The 18904-nt window shown below is 42.6% G+C and carries 20 protein-coding genes; 15 read left to right on the top strand and 5 right to left on the bottom strand.

The window, feature by feature from the left end; translation table 11 throughout:
* The first annotated feature begins 99 nt into the window (after window positions 1-99).
* Complete coding sequence (locus MMU07_RS08760) at window positions 100-1449, top strand: amidohydrolase family protein (RefSeq protein ID WP_241125487.1); 1350 nt, start codon at window positions 100-102, stop codon at window positions 1447-1449.
* 127 nt (window positions 1450-1576) lie between these two features.
* Here the strand turns inward: MMU07_RS08760 and MMU07_RS08755 are convergent, their stop codons facing one another.
* Window positions 1577-2338 (bottom strand): alpha/beta fold hydrolase, encoded by a 762-nt coding sequence (locus tag MMU07_RS08755; protein ID WP_241125486.1) that lies wholly within the window; start codon window positions 2336-2338, stop codon window positions 1577-1579.
* A 581-nt stretch (window positions 2339-2919) separates the two neighbouring features.
* Here MMU07_RS08755 and MMU07_RS08750 point away from each other — a divergent pair.
* Window positions 2920-3213: a DUF6804 family protein gene (locus MMU07_RS08750; RefSeq protein WP_241125485.1), complete on the top strand. Its 294-nt coding sequence runs from the start codon at window positions 2920-2922 to the stop codon at window positions 3211-3213.
* 94 nt (window positions 3214-3307) lie between these two features.
* On the opposite strand, the gene MMU07_RS08745 is transcribed toward MMU07_RS08750, so the two are convergent.
* Complete coding sequence (locus tag MMU07_RS08745) at window positions 3308-4207, bottom strand: DMT family transporter (RefSeq protein ID WP_241125484.1); 900 nt, start codon at window positions 4205-4207, stop codon at window positions 3308-3310.
* Window positions 4208-4277: 70 nt separating this feature from the next.
* Window positions 4278-5267, bottom strand: coding sequence for a tRNA dihydrouridine synthase DusB (gene dusB, locus MMU07_RS08740; RefSeq protein ID WP_241125483.1), 990 nt, complete (start codon window positions 5265-5267; stop codon window positions 4278-4280).
* Between the two features lie 37 nt (window positions 5268-5304).
* Here dusB and MMU07_RS08735 point away from each other — a divergent pair, with 37 nt between their 5' ends.
* The 5 genes from MMU07_RS08735 (at window position 5305) to MMU07_RS08715 (ending at window position 9366) form a co-directional block, all read left to right on the top strand.
* On the top strand, window positions 5305-6246 hold the full coding sequence (locus MMU07_RS08735; RefSeq protein ID WP_241125482.1) for a CPBP family intramembrane glutamic endopeptidase: 942 nt from the start codon (window positions 5305-5307) through the stop codon (window positions 6244-6246).
* Window positions 6239-6445: a putative signal transducing protein gene (locus MMU07_RS08730; protein WP_241125481.1), complete on the top strand. Its 207-nt coding sequence runs from the start codon at window positions 6239-6241 to the stop codon at window positions 6443-6445. The genes MMU07_RS08735 and MMU07_RS08730 overlap by 8 nt, the downstream gene beginning before the upstream one ends.
* Complete coding sequence (locus tag MMU07_RS08725; protein WP_241125480.1) at window positions 6429-7286, top strand: phosphatidate cytidylyltransferase; 858 nt, start codon at window positions 6429-6431, stop codon at window positions 7284-7286. Before MMU07_RS08730 ends, MMU07_RS08725 begins: the two co-directional genes overlap by 17 nt.
* A gap of 71 nt (window positions 7287-7357) precedes the next feature.
* Window positions 7358-8635 (top strand): Glu/Leu/Phe/Val family dehydrogenase, encoded by a 1278-nt coding sequence (locus MMU07_RS08720; RefSeq protein ID WP_241125479.1) that lies wholly within the window; start codon window positions 7358-7360, stop codon window positions 8633-8635.
* A gap of 71 nt (window positions 8636-8706) precedes the next feature.
* Window positions 8707-9366 (top strand): phosphatidylserine decarboxylase family protein, encoded by a 660-nt coding sequence (locus tag MMU07_RS08715; RefSeq protein ID WP_241125478.1) that lies wholly within the window; start codon window positions 8707-8709, stop codon window positions 9364-9366.
* Between the two features lie 2 nt (window positions 9367-9368).
* Here MMU07_RS08715 and MMU07_RS08710 read toward each other — a convergent pair whose 3' ends face one another.
* Both MMU07_RS08710 and MMU07_RS08705 read right to left on the bottom strand, forming a co-directional pair.
* Entirely contained in the window at window positions 9369-9833 is a 465-nt protein-coding gene (locus MMU07_RS08710) for a Clp protease ClpB (protein ID WP_241125477.1), read from the bottom strand.
* A gap of 49 nt (window positions 9834-9882) precedes the next feature.
* On the bottom strand, window positions 9883-10260 hold the full coding sequence (locus MMU07_RS08705) for a hypothetical protein (RefSeq protein WP_241125476.1): 378 nt from the start codon (window positions 10258-10260) through the stop codon (window positions 9883-9885).
* 120 nt (window positions 10261-10380) lie between these two features.
* On the opposite strand from MMU07_RS08705, the gene MMU07_RS08700 reads away from it, so the two are divergent.
* The 8 genes from MMU07_RS08700 (at window position 10381) to MMU07_RS08665 (ending at window position 18876) form a co-directional block, all read left to right on the top strand.
* Window positions 10381-10983 (top strand): trimeric intracellular cation channel family protein, encoded by a 603-nt coding sequence (locus tag MMU07_RS08700; RefSeq protein WP_241125552.1) that lies wholly within the window; start codon window positions 10381-10383, stop codon window positions 10981-10983.
* 115 nt (window positions 10984-11098) lie between these two features.
* Window positions 11099-12082, top strand: a complete 984-nt coding sequence (locus MMU07_RS08695; RefSeq protein ID WP_241125475.1) for a TRAP transporter substrate-binding protein — start codon at window positions 11099-11101, stop codon at window positions 12080-12082.
* Between the two features lie 60 nt (window positions 12083-12142).
* Entirely contained in the window at window positions 12143-12598 is a 456-nt protein-coding gene (locus MMU07_RS08690; protein WP_241125474.1) for a TRAP transporter small permease, read from the top strand.
* Window positions 12595-13869, top strand: coding sequence for a TRAP transporter large permease (locus MMU07_RS08685; RefSeq protein WP_241125473.1), 1275 nt, complete (start codon window positions 12595-12597; stop codon window positions 13867-13869). Before MMU07_RS08690 ends, MMU07_RS08685 begins: the two co-directional genes overlap by 4 nt.
* Before the next feature lie 674 nt (window positions 13870-14543).
* Window positions 14544-16694 carry a TonB-dependent receptor gene (locus MMU07_RS08680; protein WP_241125472.1) on the top strand — a complete coding sequence of 717 codons (2151 nt, stop codon included), beginning with the start codon at window positions 14544-14546 and terminating at the stop codon, window positions 16692-16694.
* 11 nt (window positions 16695-16705) lie between these two features.
* Window positions 16706-17362: a hypothetical protein gene (locus MMU07_RS08675; protein ID WP_241125471.1), complete on the top strand. Its 657-nt coding sequence runs from the start codon at window positions 16706-16708 to the stop codon at window positions 17360-17362.
* Window positions 17363-17608: 246 nt separating this feature from the next.
* A complete protein-coding gene (locus MMU07_RS08670) occupies window positions 17609-18154 on the top strand; it encodes a hypothetical protein (RefSeq protein ID WP_241125470.1) in 546 nt (181 codons plus the stop codon).
* 206 nt (window positions 18155-18360) lie between these two features.
* Entirely contained in the window at window positions 18361-18876 is a 516-nt protein-coding gene (locus MMU07_RS08665; protein WP_241125469.1) for a DUF2306 domain-containing protein, read from the top strand.
* Window positions 18877-18904 lie beyond the last annotated feature (28 nt).

Below are 18904 nucleotides of genomic sequence, written 5' to 3'. Positions count from 1 at the left end.
TAAAACGACAACCAAGGCCTTCATTTCATTTATATGGTTGGCAATTTTTAAATCGATTTTATTCTTTAAATTTTAAACTTCAACCTATCCGTATTTAGAATGAGAACAATGATTTCGATTAAAGCCTATTGGGCTGTAACCCTTTTGCTTTTTATTTCCTTTGCTGTCCAATCTCAAAACATCAAAGTCCTAGTCGGCGGAACAATGATCGACGGTTTTGGAGGTCCGCCGCTTAGAAATTCTGTCATCATCATCGAAAATGACAGGATCAAAGAAATCGGGCAAGTCGGGACCTTGGCGGTTCCAAGTGGGGCAGAGGTGATTTCCACCGAAGGCATGTCTGTCCTTCCCGGACTTTGGGACATGCACGTCCACCTGATGCTCAACGGGCACAGCAATTATACCCATTGGGACAGTACCTATATCGATATCTTTGAGTCGGTTATTATGCCTTCTTCTGCCCATCAGCTCCTGATGGCCGGAGTCACAAGTGCCCGCGAACTAGGTGCGCCGCTTGAAGCAAGTATCAATGTCAGAGACAGGATCAATAAAGGCGAAATCCCAGGGCCAACGGTTTACGTATCCGGACCTTTTATCCAAAAAAAGCCTTATCCCAGGACAGAGGAATTCCGATGGGGAGTGAATGGAGTCCAGGATGCGCGAAACAAAGTCAAAATACTGGTTGATGCGGGTGTGGATGTCATCAAGCTGATCGATCAGGATGAGATGACTTTTGAAGAAGCCAAAGCGGTAGTAGACGAAGCGCATAAATATGGCAAACCCGTCGTAGGGCATTCGCATCGGCCTGACGAAATCAGGGTAGGATTAAAAATCGGGATTGATTGTTTTGAACATACAGGGCTCTCTTCTGCACCAGAATATCCTGCTGATATCATGGAGATGATCAAAGAACGCACAGCGAAAATGAATATGGGTCCCTTATTTTGGACTCCTACCGTGGAGGGACTCTATAATTATGAATACATGCGCAATAATCCGGAGAAGCTTGACGATCCTTCATGGCATTTGGATTTGCCGGATTCCATCATCAGAGATATCAGGGCTTCTTTGCGGTATCCCGGAAGGATGCCATATTTTCAGCTGACACCTGTCCGCAAACCCACTTTGGAAAAAAAAATCAACCAACTCAAAGATGCGGGAGTGGTCTTGATGATCGGAACGGATTCGGGGATTCCTATGAAATTCCATAGCCAAAGTACATGGAACGAATTGGACGTTTGGGTCAATGAATTTGGATTTGACCCGATGCTGACCATCAAGGCAGCTACTTATTGGCCATCGGTAGCGATGAAAGTTGACCAGGATTATGGAACCATCAGCGAAGGAAAATATGCCGATATCATTGCTGTCCGCGGAGATGTCCTGCGCTATATCAGCCTACTCCAAAATGTGGATATGGTGATCAAGCATGGAAACAGAGTGAAATAAGTAATCAGACCTTTGAGGTTTTTTTCCAAACCTCGAAGGTCTTGACAGCATGACGTATAGCTACTTTGGATCTATTTATCCAAAGTAGTTAGGCAAAAAATCTTCGAGGTCTAAAAGACCTCAAAGATTAGCGCAGAAAAGCCCTTACTGTCTCAATGACCGCAGCGGGCTGTTCGGCATGAAGCCAATGTCCTGCATTTTTGATATAGATAAGGTTACTGTTTGGAAAAAGTCTTGAAATATCGCTTTTGTCGCTTTCTTTGATATAATCCGAATTTTCCCCTCCCATAAACAAGGTCGGATTGTCAAAGGAATGGTCGGAGTCGATTTCTTCGCCTACAATCTCAATTTTCTCTGTAATGGTTTTGAGGTTGATTTTCCATTCAAATCCCCCTTTTTCATTTCTTCCCAAGCTTTTGAGTAGAAATTGTCTGATCCCCATGTTTTTGATATAGCCGGACAAAATGTCGTCAGCATCCTTACGCGACTTGATTTGGTCCATGGGAATGGCGTTGAGTCCTTCCAGAATTACCTGATGGTGAAGTGGATAGTACCTTGGCGCGATGTCGGCTACAATCAGTTTTTTTACCTTTTCAGGATATTGCAAGGCAAAGGCCATTACCGTTTTGCCACCCATGGAGTGCCCCATCAGGTAAGCAGATTCAATACCTTCAGTCTCCATCAATTCATTCAAATCTTCCGCCATTACCTGATAATTCCATTCTTCACTGTGCGGAGAATCACCGTGGTTTCTTTGGTCCACGAGATAAAGCGTATGGTCTTTTTCAAGTTCCTTGGCGATACTGAACCAATTATCAGCCGATCCAAAAAGTCCATGAAGGATAATCAGGGCTTCGCCGGTTCCGGTTTTTTTAAAGTTGAGTTTCATTGGATTTTTATAAGAAAATTAAATCATCGGATTAATCAATTATAAAAGTACCCTGTTTAAGGTATTTTTTTTCTGATTTAAGTTTTTAATATTTGATCAATCCCAAACACAAAATTCACTCGAAGTTATTCCACTCTATAATTTTCCCTATGACAAAATCTACTTCAAAAATAATTGTTCAGAAAAAGGAAATCACTTTAATGCATCAAGTGGGAGGTGATTATCTTTCTCTAACCGATATCGCAAAGTACAGAAATCCTTAAGAGCCTTTTTCAGTTATTAATAATTGGTTGAGAACTAGAAGCACGATTGATTTTGTTGGTCTTTGGGAAAAAATTAACAATCCTGATTTTAAACCTCTCGAATTCGATAGGTTTAGAATTGAATCAGGGAACAATTACTTTGTCATTTCTCCTCAAAAGTGGATAGAAAGTACAAATGCTGTTGGAGGTTAATTTTATAAGTAGCAATTGCCTAAATGAAATCATTGATCGAAAGTAGTTCAATCAAAAAGTTGAATAAATAATGAATTGCCTTAATTTGATAAATATTCCAATCGATCCACTTAACGACATTAGTGAATGACCCTTGTGATCAAGATAGTTTTATCCATTCTGTTATTAATCTGTTTATTGGACATGCCTTATGGCTATTACCAATTGGTGAGGCTTTTAGCCTTGGTGGGCTTTGGGTATTTGGCCTATCAGGCCAAAAAGGAAAATAATGACAATGAAATGTTTATTTATGGTGGCCTAGCTTTACTTTTTCAGCCATTTTTGAAAATACCACTTGGGAGAGGATTGTGGAATATCGTTGATGTCGTCGTTGGTGTTGGATTGCTTGTTTCGGTATTTAAAAAACCAAAGAGGTATTAAATGTTGGGTAATTAGGGAATGTGACCAATATATTGCGGTACCAACTAAATCCAAAAGTAGGCTGCTTCCAACTTCCAACCTACCAACTTGAACATCACCTCCTATTCCCAATCCATACTCCAAAAATTACTGCCACTATCCCAAAATAATGTCCCGGCAAGAGAACCTCCCCGTCCAATAATCCCCACATGATGGCCACAATCGGAATAAGATAGGTTACCGAACTTGCAAATACCGGAGTAGCTACTTTTACCATAATATTGAAAAGGATCAGGGCGATAGCTGTACCGAGTACGCCAAGCAGGGTAATGTAACCGGCAGCCTCTGCTGCGCCTTCGACATGGAGTATTTTGAAGGAAAATTGGGTAAAGGCAAATAAATATATCAAGGCTATTGGCAAAACCATCAGCAGCGAAATAGCCGTAATCGCAACGGGCTTGAGCTCGACGAAGCGGTACTTGATGATATTCAGGTTGAACCCATAGCAGACACAGGCAAGTAATACATAGAAAGCATAGGAGTTGATCTCTGAAAAATCCCCCAAATAGCTTCCTTCCTTGACCATCAAGAGTATGACTACGCCGACAAAGGCGATGGCCAATCCTATTCCGTTTCTTTTGGTGATCCTTGCATTAAAAAACAGGGCTCCAATGATGACCACAAACAGAGGTGTCATGGCATTAAATACTCCTGTAAGTGAGGAACTGAGTTGTGTTTGGGCTTTGGCAAAAAGAAATGCAGGAATAAAACTTCCCATCAATCCGACAATAATGAGGTTTTTGACCTGTCTTTTTTTCAGATTCTTCAGCCTTGGCAAGGAGAGTGGCAATAACACCATCCCGGCAGCCACGATCCTAAATGCGCCTACTTCTCCGGGAGAAAATATTTCCAGTCCTCTTTTGATCAGAATAAATGAACTTCCCCAAATCAGTGCCAATACGATGAGAAATCCCCATGCCCTCAAGGCGCCTTCTGCTTGGATATCTTTGGTCATGTTTTGAAAAAGGGGAGGAAAAGAGTGATTTTGATTGGAAAAATCGGGAATTTTTTAATGATATCCAGCTTTAAAATTGATAGTCGGCAAAAACCTCACCCACTTCTTCCAAAAGTGCAGCCACCTCTTCATAGGTTTCTGCTGTGACCATTTGGCTACGGTATGGTTTGAAATTGGGCATGCCTCGGAAGTAATTGGTATAATGTCTTCTCATTTCGAGGATTCCCTGCTTTTCGCCTTTCCATTTTACTGAAAAGTCAAGGTGTTTTTTTGTGACATTGATCCTTTGTTCAAGGTCCGGCCCGGCAAGTTTTTCTCCTGTTTGAAGGAAATGTTTGATTTCATTGAAGATCCATGGATACCCGATGGAGGCCCTACCGATCATCATCCCGTCTACATTGTATTTGTCTTTGTATTCCTGAGCTTTTTCAGGGGAGTCTATATCACCATTTCCAAAAACAGGGATGTGTAGCCTTGGGTTGTCTTTGACTAGGTTCAGGTATGACCAATCAGCCTCACCCTTGTACATCTGCTGACGTGTACGGGCATGGATGCTGATGGCTTGGATGCCTACATCCTGCAGCCTTTCCGCTACCTCTACGATACGGATGGTATCTTGGGACCATCCTAGTCGGGTTTTGACAGTAACAGGAATATTCACCCTTTTGACAATCTCAGCTGTCATGGAGACCATCTTGTCTATATCGAGCAGAATCCCCGCACCGGCACCTTTGCAGGCTACTTTGTGCACAGGACAGCCATAGTTGATGTCCAGGATATCCGGACCGGCAGCTTCTGCGATGGCAGCGGCTTCCCTCATGGATTCTATTTCTGCCCCGAATATCTGAATGCCTACCGGGCGCTCGTATTCGAAAATGTCCAGTTTTTGGATACTTTTGGCAGCATCTCTGATCAAGCCCTCAGAGCTGATGAATTCTGTATACATCAGGTCGGCCCCGTTATCTTTACAAACCGCTCTAAATGGGGGGTCACTGACATCTTCCATCGGCGCGAGCAACAATGGGAATTCCCCTAATTCTAAGTTTCCGATTTTAACCACTTCCTAATTCTAATTTTCGTGTAAATTTACCCCAATTATGGAGATATATAAAACCCAAGTACCAATCACTTCCAAAAGTAATTGGCTTTTGTCTATAGTGGTGATGGTTTTAGTCACTTTTGGCGTATTAATTCTTTTGCAAGGTCTTGGACTTTTATTACTGCCATTTCTTTTTGGTATCCCCCTTGATGAGCTTGCCGCTCTTTTCACAGCAGAATCTTCCCACCCAAATGGTCGGATGGCCTTCCTTTTTGTCCAAGGGCTCGGTGGAGGACTTGGCTTTTTGGTTGCAGGATTATTGATTTCCAAAGTGATAGACAAAGCAAATCTTGGTTGGAAACAGCAAATGTCAAGGTTTAAGTTCATGGGATTGGCGCTTACCTTGGTAATCATGATTGGCTCAGTTTTGTTCAACAGCCTCTTGATTGACTGGAATGCCAAAATCGTTTTGCCGGAATTTCTCAGCGAATTGGAACAGATGATGCGGTCCAAAGAGGATGAACTGATGGGTTTGACAAAATACCTGACCGATTTTGAAAATGTCGGTGAGTTTTTGATGGGGGTTCTCGTCATCGGGGTGTTGGCAGGAATCGGAGAGGAATTTTTGTTTAGGGGAGTTCTCCAACCCAAGCTTCATTTGTTTACAGGAAATGCCCACGTAGCGATTTGGTTATCCGCCTTTATATTTTCAGCAATCCATTTCCAATTTTATGGATTCTTCCCCCGAATGATGCTTGGAGCAGTATTCGGTTATCTTTACCTCTATTCAGGAAGCCTTGTTTATCCTATAATCGGACATATTCTTAACAATACTTTCACTGTGATTTTGGTTTATTTGGATAAATTGGGCAAAATAGAGTTCAATATTGATGAAACAGATCAGGTATCTATACCTATCGCCCTTGTCGGATTGTTGATTTTGTTGGTTGGTTTTAGGGTATTTAAGGAGAAAATTCAAAATATTGAATCAAATGGATAATTGGCAGAAAGTATTTTCAGATGGCTCCCCTGTGAGGGCTGAGATTGTCAAGTCAGTCTTGGAGGAAAACGGAATCCCTGCTGTCGTAATGAATAAAATAGAATCTGTCTACCGGATACATGGACAGTATGAGGTAATGGTACCACAGGTTGAGTTTTCAAAAGCACTAAATATTGTCAAGAATGAGATCTCCTTTTAGAGTCAGAGATAGGTTTAACATAAACAATTACAGTAATCTTGGCCAAAGGATAATCACAGGTATCATCGGTGCAGGTATCATCGTGGCCGGCTCCATTATCAGCCCTTGGCTATATTTTCTGATTTTTGGATTGATACTTGCATTTTCCCAAATGGAATTCTACAAGCTTTCCGGACTTGATGGCATGTTGCCCTTAAAAAGCTTTGGGACGTTTTTAGGCTTGGGTATCTTTACACTTTCGTTCTTTATCGGGATGGAGCACCTGAATGAGAAGTATTATTTCTTGATTTTTCCTATGGCCTCTCTGGTTTTCTTTATCAAACTATATAGAAAATCAGACAAGAAACCTTTCACAGGTATTGCCTACACATTTCTTGGTATTTTTTATGTGGCAGTGCCTTTTTCCTTGCTCAATGTAGCCGCCTTTTCGGTGGACGGCTCCTTCCACTATGAGGTCATCATTGGCTCCTTGTTTATCCTTTGGGCTTCAGATTCGGGAGCATACTTTGCCGGAACTAAGTTTGGAAAGACCAAACTGTTCGAAAGAGTCTCTCCAAAGAAATCTTGGGAGGGATTTTTGGGAGGAGCTGCATCGGCATTTATTGTGGCATATTTTCTTGGCAAGAATTTCAGGTCTATTGAGGAATGGCAATGGCTTGGAATGGCGACTATCATCATCATCGCAGGGACATATGGAGATCTTATAGAATCACTTTTTAAAAGAAGCATAGAAATCAAAGACTCCGGAAAATCCCTTCCGGGCCACGGTGGGTTTATGGACCGTTTTGACGGATTGTTATTATCAGCACCATTTATAGCCGCCTTTTTGAAAATCTTCTAATTTTGCCTATAGGATATTAAAAAACTCCTTAATATTGTACCGTATTAAACAGTCAACTAAATAAACCCAATATGGCTTACATTGAACCGGCTCCGATCAAGGATAAAGAAAATCCGCTGGAGTCCATGATGGAAAGGTTTCACATTGCAGCAGAAAAATTAGGCCTATCTGAAGAGGTCTACAACGTGCTAAAAAATCCCGCCAAACAAGTCATCGTCTCCCTTCCGATTACCATGGACAATGGTAAAATCAAGGTTTTTGAAGGAATTCGTGTTATTCATTCTAACATTTTGGGACCGGCAAAAGGGGGAATCAGGTTTGCACCTGATGTGCACCTAGATGAAGTCAGGGCACTTGCAGCGTGGATGACATGGAAATGTGCCGTAGTGGACATACCTTACGGTGGAGGTAAAGGAGGGGTGAGGTGCAATCCAAGGGAAATGTCTGCAGGAGAAATTGAAAGATTGGTAAGGGCTTATACCCTAGCGATGATAGATGTCTTTGGACCGGACAAGGATATACCTGCACCTGACATGGGAACGGGTCCAAGAGAAATGGCTTGGTTGATGGATGAATACTCCAAAGCGCATGGAATGACGGTCAATGCTGTGGTTACCGGCAAGCCATTGGTATTGGGAGGTTCACTCGGAAGAACAGAAGCTACCGGTCGCGGTGTCATGGTTACCGCTTTGGCGGCCATGCAGAAGTTAAAGATCAACCCTTTCCAGGCTACCTGCGCAGTTCAGGGTTTTGGAAATGTAGGCTCATGGGCAGCCCTGCTTTTGGAAGAAAGAGGCTTGAGGATTTTGGCTATTTCTGATATTTCTGGGGCTTATTATAATCCAAACGGTATCAATATCCAAGAAGCTATTGCTTACAGAGACAGTAACAAAGGAACGCTTGAGAATTTTTCAGGTGCTGAAAAACTGGCGGACGCCATGGATTTGCTTGAACTGGAGGTGGACGTACTTGTGCCTGCCGCCGTGGAAGATGTCATCACCATCGCAAACGCCGATAGAATCAAAGCCAAATTGATCGTAGAAGGTGCCAATGGCCCTACTTCGGCTAAGGCAGATGCGATATTAAATGACAAGGGAATCATGGCTGTGCCGGATATCCTGGCCAATGCAGGCGGGGTGACTGTCTCTTATTTTGAGTGGGTTCAAAACCGACTAGGGTATAAGTGGACTGCTGAAAGGGTAAACAGAAGATCTGACAGGATCATGAAGGATGCTTTTGACCATGTCTATGAAGCTTCAGTCAAATATCAGGTTCCGATGAGGATTGCGGCATACATAGTCGCAATTGATAAAGTAGCAAAAACCTACACGTTTAGGGGAGGATTTTAAGTCTAAAAAAAAGTTTTTACTATATTTGGGGCGTGAAGGTCAACTTTCACGCCCTTTCAATTTTATAGAAAATGAGTATTCACAGAGAAGGTAGAACATTATTATTTTGGCTATTGCTAATTCTGGTAGCAGTCAATTTTGGATTGAACAGGTGGATTCCAGAACAGGAAACCATCCTTAATGTCATTTTGCTTGTCAGTATTATTTTGTATCTGTTGATTTTACAGTTTTTCCGGAACCCTTTTATTCAGCTTCCAAACGAAGAAAAACTGGTATTTGCACCTGCAGATGGAAAAGTGGTGGTGATAGAAGAGACCACCGAAACTGAATACCTTAATGACAGGCGAAAGCAGGTTTCCATTTTTATGTCCCCAATCAATGTCCATGTCAATAGGTCTCCTATTGCGGGTATTGTAGAATTTTTCAAATACCATCCGGGAAAATATTTGGTCGCTTGGCATCCTAAATCCAGCACCGAAAATGAGCGGACTACCATGGTCATCTCTCACAAAAGCGGTGTTAAAATTCTGGTACGTCAGATTGCCGGTGCTTTAGCCCGCAGGATCAAATGGTATGTAAAAGAGGGAACACCTCTTGCCCAGGGTGGAGAATTCGGATTTATCAAATTTGGCTCACGAGTGGATGTTTATCTTCCTTTGGATGCCGAAGTTTTGGTCAGCTTGGATGAAAAAACCAAAGGTGGCAGAACCCCCATTGCGAGGTTGAAGTAAGATTAGGCTTTTGACCTTTTCCAAAAAAGGAAAGATAAAGTTGTGGTGCTGAGGAAGAAAATGAAAGTCAGCCACTCATAAGTCCTGCTTTCTGATTTTTCTTCCATCACCATCCCTTCTTTTTCTGCTAATGTCCTTTTGAGCATGGCTATTTCCCTTTCCTGTTTTTGGGAAATGAATTTATAGTCATTCTTTTCGTAGGTGATTTCGGTTTTTTCGATCTCGCTCAGCATTTTCAATTCTTCCATGATCTGATTGTCTTTTTGGATGATGCGCTCCATCCATTCATTGGTTTCGATCATGTCCTTCTTGGTCCGGTTCCCAAAAATTCCGGTTTTTTTGGACTCTGAAGCTTTCCATGCAGCGTGCATGCTTTTCCTTTCAGAGACAAGTCGATCTAGTTTGACTTGAGCAAAAAGTGAGATGGGTGCTAGCAGCAAAAGGATCAAAAGGTATCTTTTCAACATTTTATGTTCTTTTTACTCATCCCTTTCAAAATTTATGCCGATCCTCAACCTACCTTGTTTTTAATTTCCCTCCGGTTTTTCTTTTGAAAGTTCCCTGTCTCCTTTTTCCATTGGTATAAAAATTATACATAAAATTGATGGCAAAAACTGTGATGGTCAAGGGAATGAACAAGTCGGGCGCCATTATCTTGATTCCAAAAAGTATCAATAAGGAAGCCAATATTCCCGTTTTGAAAGTGGTGTGGCTTTCAGGATATACCTTCCCTATCAAAAAAAGACTCAAGCCTTCTATCAATAGGATAAGAATTATCAGGTAAGTCAACATTTCCTTCATGCTGGTGTCATTGGACCAAACCACCCAAGCTAGGCCTGCGGCCACCAAAATCAAACTCGCAGATTGTATCGATACATTCAGTCTTTCTCTCATAGGTCAATGGGGTTTTCTTATTTGATTAAGTTAGGAATTTACCATATAAAATCAAAAATCCATCATTCACTTTTACATGGACATGAAATAGGTTTTCTTTGATAAATATTCCCTATGGAAATGGATCTTCAATATCCCTTAGAACTGATCGGTACATTTGTTTTTGCGATTTCCGGTGCTTTGGCAGTCAGAGACCGCGAGCATGATATTTTTGGAGCGGGATTCACTGGATTCATCACGGCTATCGGTGGAGGAACACTCCGGGATGTGTTGTTGGGGGCTTATCCCTTGGTCTGGATAGGGGATGTCCACTTCCTTTATGCGATCTTTGCTGGGATTTTTACAGCTTTTGTTTTCCCAAAAATCATGTTGAAATTGAGGAGAACCATGTTTCTATTTGACACACTTGGAATAGGTTTTTTTACGGTGCTTGGTGTCGAAAAATCTTTGAGCCTAGGGTTCAGGCCTGAGATTGCAGCTATCATGGGCATGTTTTCGGCAGTGATGGGTGGAGTGATTAGAGATACCCTGGTCAATGAAATCCCGATACTTTTCCGTAAGGAAGTCTATGCCTCCGCCTGTTTGGCAGGCGCTATACTATATTTGGTTTTGAATTACTTTGGCGTTCACAGAGATATCAACCTGCTGGTTTCCATTTCTATGATTATCAGTATCAGGTTGATTGCAGTCAAATACAAACTGAGTCTGCCGAGGTTGGATTGAATCCAATATTTTCCATCAATTACGGGATTTGTTTACCGTTTTGTTAGAAAGCAGATTTTTTTCAATAAATTATTGATCCTTAGCTTCTGCGAAAGAATCACCAACAAAATCCAGAATGATCAAAAGCCTTCCCTATATTTTTCTAATTGCATTAGTCCTCATGGGCTGTAGGCAACAAGATTCAAAATCCAAACCTGAATTTACACTTCGGTTTGGACACCTCGCCAATGAAAACAATATATGGCACAAAGCAGCGATGAAGTTTGCGGAGGAAGTTTTTCAAAAATCTGAGGGAAGGGTACAAGTCAAGGTCTATCCCAACGAACAGCTTGGAAAGGAAATGGACATGATTACAGGGATTTTGGGTGGGAGTATGGATATCATGGTCACAGCCGAGTCACTAGAAAACTGGAGCCTTCCTTATGCCATATTATGCGCCACCCCCTATGCAATCAGGGATTCTGACCACCTTCAAAAAATAGCCGGTGGTCCCATTGGAAAAGAAATTGAGGCGCATATCACCGAAGTGGCAGGATTAAAGCCCATCGCATGGTTTGAAAGAGGAGCGAGAAACCTCACCACAAATACGCCTATTCGACACCCTGAGGACCTCAAAGGGCTGATTATTCGGGTCCCAAATGTTTCCCTTTATGTCACCACTTGGAGTGCTTTGGGAGCAAAACCGACGCCGATGGCTTTTTCTGAAGTTTTCACTTCTTTGCAACAATCCACGATCCATGGGCAGGAGAATCCTTTTGCTTTGATCCGGAATGCAGGACTTTATGAAGTACAGAAATACTGTAACCTGACCGAACATGTTAAAGGTTGGGCTTACGTGGTCATGGGCAACAAGAAATATGAAAGTATGCCGCCTGATTTACAGCAAATCATACTGGAATCAGCCAATGTGATGCAAGCCTACGAACATGAGCTTTACCTGGAACAGGAAGAATTGGATTACCGGTTCTTGAAACAAAAAGGAATGGAGTTTATCGAAGTAGACAAGGCAGCATTTGAAAAACTTGCTAGCGCCGCAGTCATGGAGAGTTTTACCGAAGCACAAAAACAGCTGTATAAAAGAATCCAAGAAGTAAAATGAAATCGGACTGGCTTATTATCTCAAGTCTCAAGTCTCAAATCTCAGGTCTCACAAACTACCATGGATAAAATATTGGAATGGGCAGTCACCATCAGTTTTATGTTGATGATAATAACGGTTGTGATTCAGGTCGTTGCCAGATATGCTTTGCCTTGGTCTCCGCATTGGACGGAAGAATTGGCAAGGTTCTGTTTTATCTACATGGTCAGCTTGGGTGCAGGACTTGCGGTCAAAGACAGGTCTTATATCAACGTCTCCTTGTTTCTAGATTGGTTAGGTGGCAAAGCCCGTCATTGGATGGATTCTTTCATTCTGCTATGTATCATTCTTTTGATGCTGTGCATGTTGGTGTTTAGCATTCCCCTGATGGACATAGTGAGTCTGCAAGATTCTGCTTCTTTGAAAATCAATATGGCCTTTATCTATTTTTCTATGACCTGCATGTCAGCGTTTGTAGCATTTTATTCAATAATCGAACTTCAGAAAAACCTCCAGAAAATCTTCCGAAACCAATGACCATTCTACTCTTCGTCGTATTTCTGTTGTTGCTGATTTTTGGTTTTCCCGTTGCATTCGCATTGGGATTGGCATCATTTGTTTTCATCTTGTTTTCAGATTTGCCTTTTATTGTCATTCCCCAAAAAATGTATGCAGGGCTTGATGTCTTTGTCTTGCTTTCCATTCCGGGATTTATTCTTGCCGGCAACCTGATGAATGCCAGCGGCATCACCAACAGGATTATCCAATTGTGCAATGCACTTTTCGGACACATCCGTGGAGGTTTGGGTCTGGCCAATGTTGGGGCCTCCATGTTGTTTGGAGGGATTTCCGGAACAGCCATAGCCGATACGGCGAGTATCGGCTCGGTGATGATTCCGGCCATGGAGAAAGAAGGATACGATACCGATTTTTCTTGTGCTGTGACGGCTACCTCATCGACCATTGGGCCTATTATCCCACCGAGTTTACCCATGATCATCGCGGCAACTTTGACCGGACTATCTGTTGGAAAGCTTTTCATCGCAGGGATTGTTCCGGGATTGTTGCTAGGAATGGGTTTGATGCTGGTCACTTACATCATTTCTATCAAAAAAAAATATCCCAAAAACCCCAGAGTTTCATTTTTGCAGATGGCCAAGAGTTTTTACCAGGCATTTTGGGCAATCTTAATGACGCTCTTGATACTTTTTGGGATTATCGGTGGCGTCTTTACCCCGACAGAAGCTTCCATTGTAGCTGTGGTTTATGCCATGGCGATTGGGCTTTTTGTCTACGGTGAACTCAAACTCAGGATGATTCCCAAGATTATCCTAGAATCCGCAAAGATGACGGCCTCACTGATGGTTTTGGTAGGATTTGCCAATCTTTTTGCCTGGATCATGACTGTGGAGGAGATTCCCCAACTGATCGCCCAAAGCCTTTTGAATATCACCGAAAACAAGATTTTGCTCCTTTTGCTGATCAACTTGCTGTTGCTATTTGTCGGTGCATTTATGGAGACTATTGCCTCTTTGCTGATTCTATTCCCTGTATTGCTTGGTGTGGCAGTGCATATCGGGGTGGACCCGATTCAGTTTGCGATGATCATGGTGGTGAATCTGGTCATAGGACTGACTACTCCTCCTGTAGGGGTCTGTCTCTTTGTAGCTTCCAGTATTGGCAAGATTCCGATGGAAAAAATTGCAAAAGCGGGAGTTCCTTTTCTTTTGGTGAGTTTGTTTGTATTGCTGCTCGTGACCTTTGTACCTGGGATTTCTCTTTTTCTTCCTTCTTTGTTTTATGATTGAAAAAAGTCCACGGACCACGGTCAACAGTCCACAGCTGCTACAATGGAACTTCAATTCGGGTTTTATATGGTTAAGTGAAAGAAGGATCAATCATATAAATTCCAATATGATTGTACGCAATGACAGTAGCCGAATTTTATTTTGATTTACACCTCGACTTCGCTCGGTGCCCGATGATTTGGTATTCAAAGGAAGGGAGGAAAATGCGGCGCAGCCGCATTTTCCTCCCTTCCTAGTCATCATTCAATATCCGGTGACCGAGCGACGGTTGGTGAGCCTGTCGAACCAAGTCGAGGTCATTTTGTTAAATTGAGATGGTGGTAAGAAAGCGGATATACATAATTCCAAAATGCATTATGGGATTGACGTTTGATTTTTGAAATTTATTGTAACCACCGTTACAGTAATGGCGGTTACAGTAATCGAAAATTTTTTAATAAATATTATTTATCAAAACATGGATCCCGCTAGTTAAATAACATGGATGGCGGTTCGAGAGCAGTGGCTATGGACTGTCGACTGTCGTCTATGGTCGTCATATCTAGAATTTAACCTTAATAAGAATTCCAAACTTCCCCCATTCCCCACACTTCATCCACCTAATCCTACACTTCAGTCAGCTTTAATTTTTTGGCTTTGCCTTTCTCCACACTTTTGGATCAAATATCAAAGCAATGAAGGCACTTTTAACCATCTGTTTGTTTTTTCTTGTCAACCTGACCTTGGCCCAGACCACGATCAAAGGGATTGTCAAAGACAATAAGGGAGAGACTGTTCCCGGTGTGAATATTTTTCTGAAAGGCACTTATGAAGGTACGTCCTCGGAAGTCGATGGAAGCTACGAATTGGCAACAGACGAAACAGGAAAGTTCATTTTGGTTTTTCAAGCCATCGGTTTCAAATCCCAAGAATTTGAAATTGACCTGAACGGGTCAGCCCAGACCTTCAACCCCATCCTCAAGGAAACCATCAACGAAATGACAGCCGTGACCATCACCGCAGGCGCGATGGAAGCTTCGGATGAGAAAAAAGCGGTGGTCTTGAGACCGATTGATATTGTGACAGTGCCCTCGGCTATGGGAGATATCATCGGGGCATTTCAGACTTTGCCCGGCACAGCCAATGTGGGAAATGACGGCCGCCTTTTTGTCCGTGGCGGGGATGCATCCGAGACTTCGATTTTTATCGATGGGATGAAAGTCGGAAATGCTTTTGGTACCACGGCTTCCAACGTTCCCACACGAACACGCTTCAACCCCAATCTTTTCAAAGGTTCTTTTTTTACTACAGGAGGCTATTCGGCAGAATACGGACATGCACTTTCTTCTGCTTTGGCTTTGAGCACTGTAGATATGCCTGCCAGGAATCAGGGGGATATCAGTCTGCTATCAGTTGGTATGGGATATTCACAGACATTGGTTGGGGAGAAAAACAGCCTCACAGCTACCGCCAATTACATGGACTTGTCGCCCTATCAGGCCATGGTCACCCAAAATTTTGATTGGGAAAGAGCTCCTTATGGATGGGATGCCGAAGTGAGCGCAAGACAAAAGTGGGGAAAAAGCGGGATGGTCAAAGCCTACGCCCGTACAGAATCAGGAGGAATGAAAATCTGGCAGAAGATCCCCGGATCTGAAGGACGTGGACAATTAGTCGACCTCAAAAACCACTACACTTTCAGCTCAGGATCTTTCAAGCAAATCGGCAAAAACGATTGGAGCTATTACGGTGGCATTTCCTATTCCAACAACGTGGATGAATTTACTTTGGACCAAATTGATATCAGAAATCAAAACCGGGTCATCCATGCCAAAGCAGTAGCTCTCAAAGGTTTCTCGGATAAATTTTCCTTAAGGACAGGAATAGAATCCTACCTGTTCAGCTATGAGGAAGGATTGAAATCAGAAAATCTGGTCAGGGATTTTAACGATTTGCAAGCAAATCTATTCACTGAAGGTGATTATTATGTCAGCAACAAACTGATCTTCCGAGGGGGGCTAAGGGCAGGCCACAGCGTATTGGCAGATCAGACTTGGTTGGATCCCCGGGTTTCTTTGGCATACAAGTTTGAGAATGAAGGCCAACTTTCCTTGGCTGCCGGGCAATTCAGCCAAATGCCCGTGGAGCAATTGAGGATTGCAAGTCCTGAAGTTCAAAATACCATTGCTAACCATTTGATCTTGAATTATTTCCTGACAAAAAAGGGTAGAACCCTCCGCGCTGAGGCATTTTACAAGGATTACAAAAAGATCCTTACCTACGAAGGCCCTCAATATTTCTACAGAAATATCCAACAAAACGGATCGGGCTATGCACAGGGTTTCGATGTTTTCTACAGAGATCAGACGACTGTCAAAAACACGGATTTCTGGGTGACTTACAGCTTTGTGGACAGCAGGAGAAAGTTTGCGCAATTTACCGAAATGGTGCAGCCGGGTTTTGCGCCAAGGCATAATGCCTCGATCGTTGTGAAGCATTTTGTGTCAGGATTGAAATCCCAACTCGGTGGTTCCTTTGCGATCAACGACGGCTTTACCTATACTGATCCCAATTTTGCAGGGCAGATGAATGCCAAGACCAAAGGATTCCGGGATTTGAGTCTGAGCTGGAGTTACCTGCCAAAACCGAATCTGATTATCCATTTTGCCTGCTCCAATGTATTGGGAAGGGACAATATTTTCGGTTACCAATTCAGCCCCACGACAAATGAATCCGGCAAATACGAAAGCCTGCCCATCAGACAGACCGCACCAAGATTCATATTTCTCGGCATATTCCTGACACTCTCCAAAGACAAAACAGCAAACAATCTTAACAACTTATAAAACTAGAAACCATGAAAAAGTACACACTGATTATCGCACTGTTGATGTTCGTTGCCTCTTTTGCCAACGCTACCAATGAAGCCTACGAAAAAGCCATGTTGAAAGAAATCCAAGCTTTTGGGAAGGCAGGGCCTGTTTCGGAAGTTCAAAAATCCGCCAATGCTTTTGCCAGAATCGCGGAGATGAATGCAGGTGAATGGCTGCCGGACTACTATGCTGCATTGGCTTACGCCAATATGGGATTCAGGACTGAGGGAGGATTGGAGGAAAAAGACGGGTACTATGCCCAAGCCAAAAAGCACATTGAAAAAGCCAAAGCAATTTCCCCTAACAATTCTGAAATCGTAGCTGTGGAAGGCTATATCATTATGGGAGAACTCGCCGCCGACCCCAATTCCAGAGGACAAAGTCTTTCCGGATTGGCGATGCAGACTTTCGGCAAAGCTATCGGACTAAACCGCCAAAACCCAAGAGCGATTATCTTGATGGCTCAGATGGAATATGGGATGGCGCAATTTTTTGGTCAGGGACCCGAAAAAGCCTGTGGCTTGGTAGCTTCTAGTTTAGAGCTTTTTGCCAAAGAAGCCGCTGAAGCCAAAGAAGGATCCTTGAATCCTCTCTGGGGAAAAGGCATGGCAGAAGAAATGAAAGAAAATACCTGCAAATAAAAAAAATAACCTTCCTGGATTCATTTCAGGAAGGTTTTTCTGGTTCAACTTTAATTAGAATTTATGTACGAAATGTTGCCAGTAAATTGATTACCAAGTCTAATTCATGGATGAAAACCAGAATGTCCGATACATCCCTGCCCGGCGACAGGCGGGGGTCTTCCGACTTCCGTCTTCCAAAGCGATAGTAAAAAAATATTGGCCTATTGGCAAAGATTCAAACAACCTTATAAAAATGTTATTCCCATGAAAACCACGCTATTTTCCCTATTGATGTTGCTGTATTTTGGCTTTTCGGTTTTTGCTCAGGAGCAAAAAAAGCCCAATTCAGGTCTTGGAATTGGTTTCCAAGTCAATCAGTTTCAAGATGATTTTGCCTTTGGATTGAATATGACCAGTCCCGAAATTTTAAATGGAAATGCCGCCTTCCGGCTCAAAGCCAATCAGGTCTATTTTGAGCACCTATTAGATGGCGAGTATGTATGGAGCGGTTACCAAAATGTCTCCTTGGGTTTTGTAGGATTTGGAGGAGAAGTTGGCCAAGGCATCCGCCTGTATGGTGAGGGAGGCTTGGTGGGGATTTTTCCTTCTGACAGATTTTCCTCAGAATCCTTCAGGATGATTTCCTATGGAACTTTTGGCTTTGAGTTTTTCCCCACTCCGGCGTTCAATTACTTCCTGGAATTAGGAGTCATGACCTCTGGTGCCAGAGCTGACAAAATCGCCGGAAGTCCATTTTATTCCAATGGATTTGTGGCAAGTGTTGGGTTCCGAATAAACCTAAAAGATTGAGAAGCTTTAGTATATCAAATAAAATGTTTTGAGGCAATGATCCCATTAGCATGGTGATTCAAAATAATTCTTGCCATAAGGCTGAAATGTACGGTACATCCCTGCCCGACGACAGGCGGGGGTCTTCGGTCTTCCGTCCAGTCTATTGTCAAATTTATGATTGCTTTCAAACAAGCTGATATCTATAAAATAAATACAAAAAATCTATGTCCAGTCTGTTCAGTAGTGAAATCGGTTTAATCCATTTTTTAGCCTCCGTTTTGGCTTTGATACTTGGTTCAGCGGTATTGCTGATGACCAAAGGAAGCAAAACCCATATCCGGATGGGATATCTCTATGTGGCAAGCATGGCGGTCTTGTTGGTGACAGCCTTTATGCTTTACAACTTATTTGGCAAATGGGGGATTTTTCATTATTTCGCAGTGGTCAGTTCTTTCACTTTGGCTTTGGGGATGATTCCGATTTTCTTGCGAAATCATTTCAAAAATTGGGCTTATCTTCATTTCTCTTCTATGTATTGGTCGGTGATAGGTCTCTATGGGGCATTTGTCAGTGAGATGATGACAAGGATTCCCGAAGTGCCCTTTTACAATATGGTCGGAGTAGCCACCGGTGCCGTGATGTTGTTTGGTGGGATTTTGTTTGGTATCAACAAAGCAAAATGGATGATAATCATGGGAGCGATATCAAAACAAAGTAAAAGTAAGGGTGAATTTGCTTAAACGTCCACTGACGACAGTCGACAGTCTA

Source organism: Cognataquiflexum nitidum (assembly GCF_022538055.1).
Classification (GTDB): Bacteria; Bacteroidota; Bacteroidia; order Cytophagales; family Cyclobacteriaceae; genus Cognataquiflexum; species Cognataquiflexum nitidum.
This window is presented reverse-complemented; position numbering and strand designations above follow the sequence as displayed.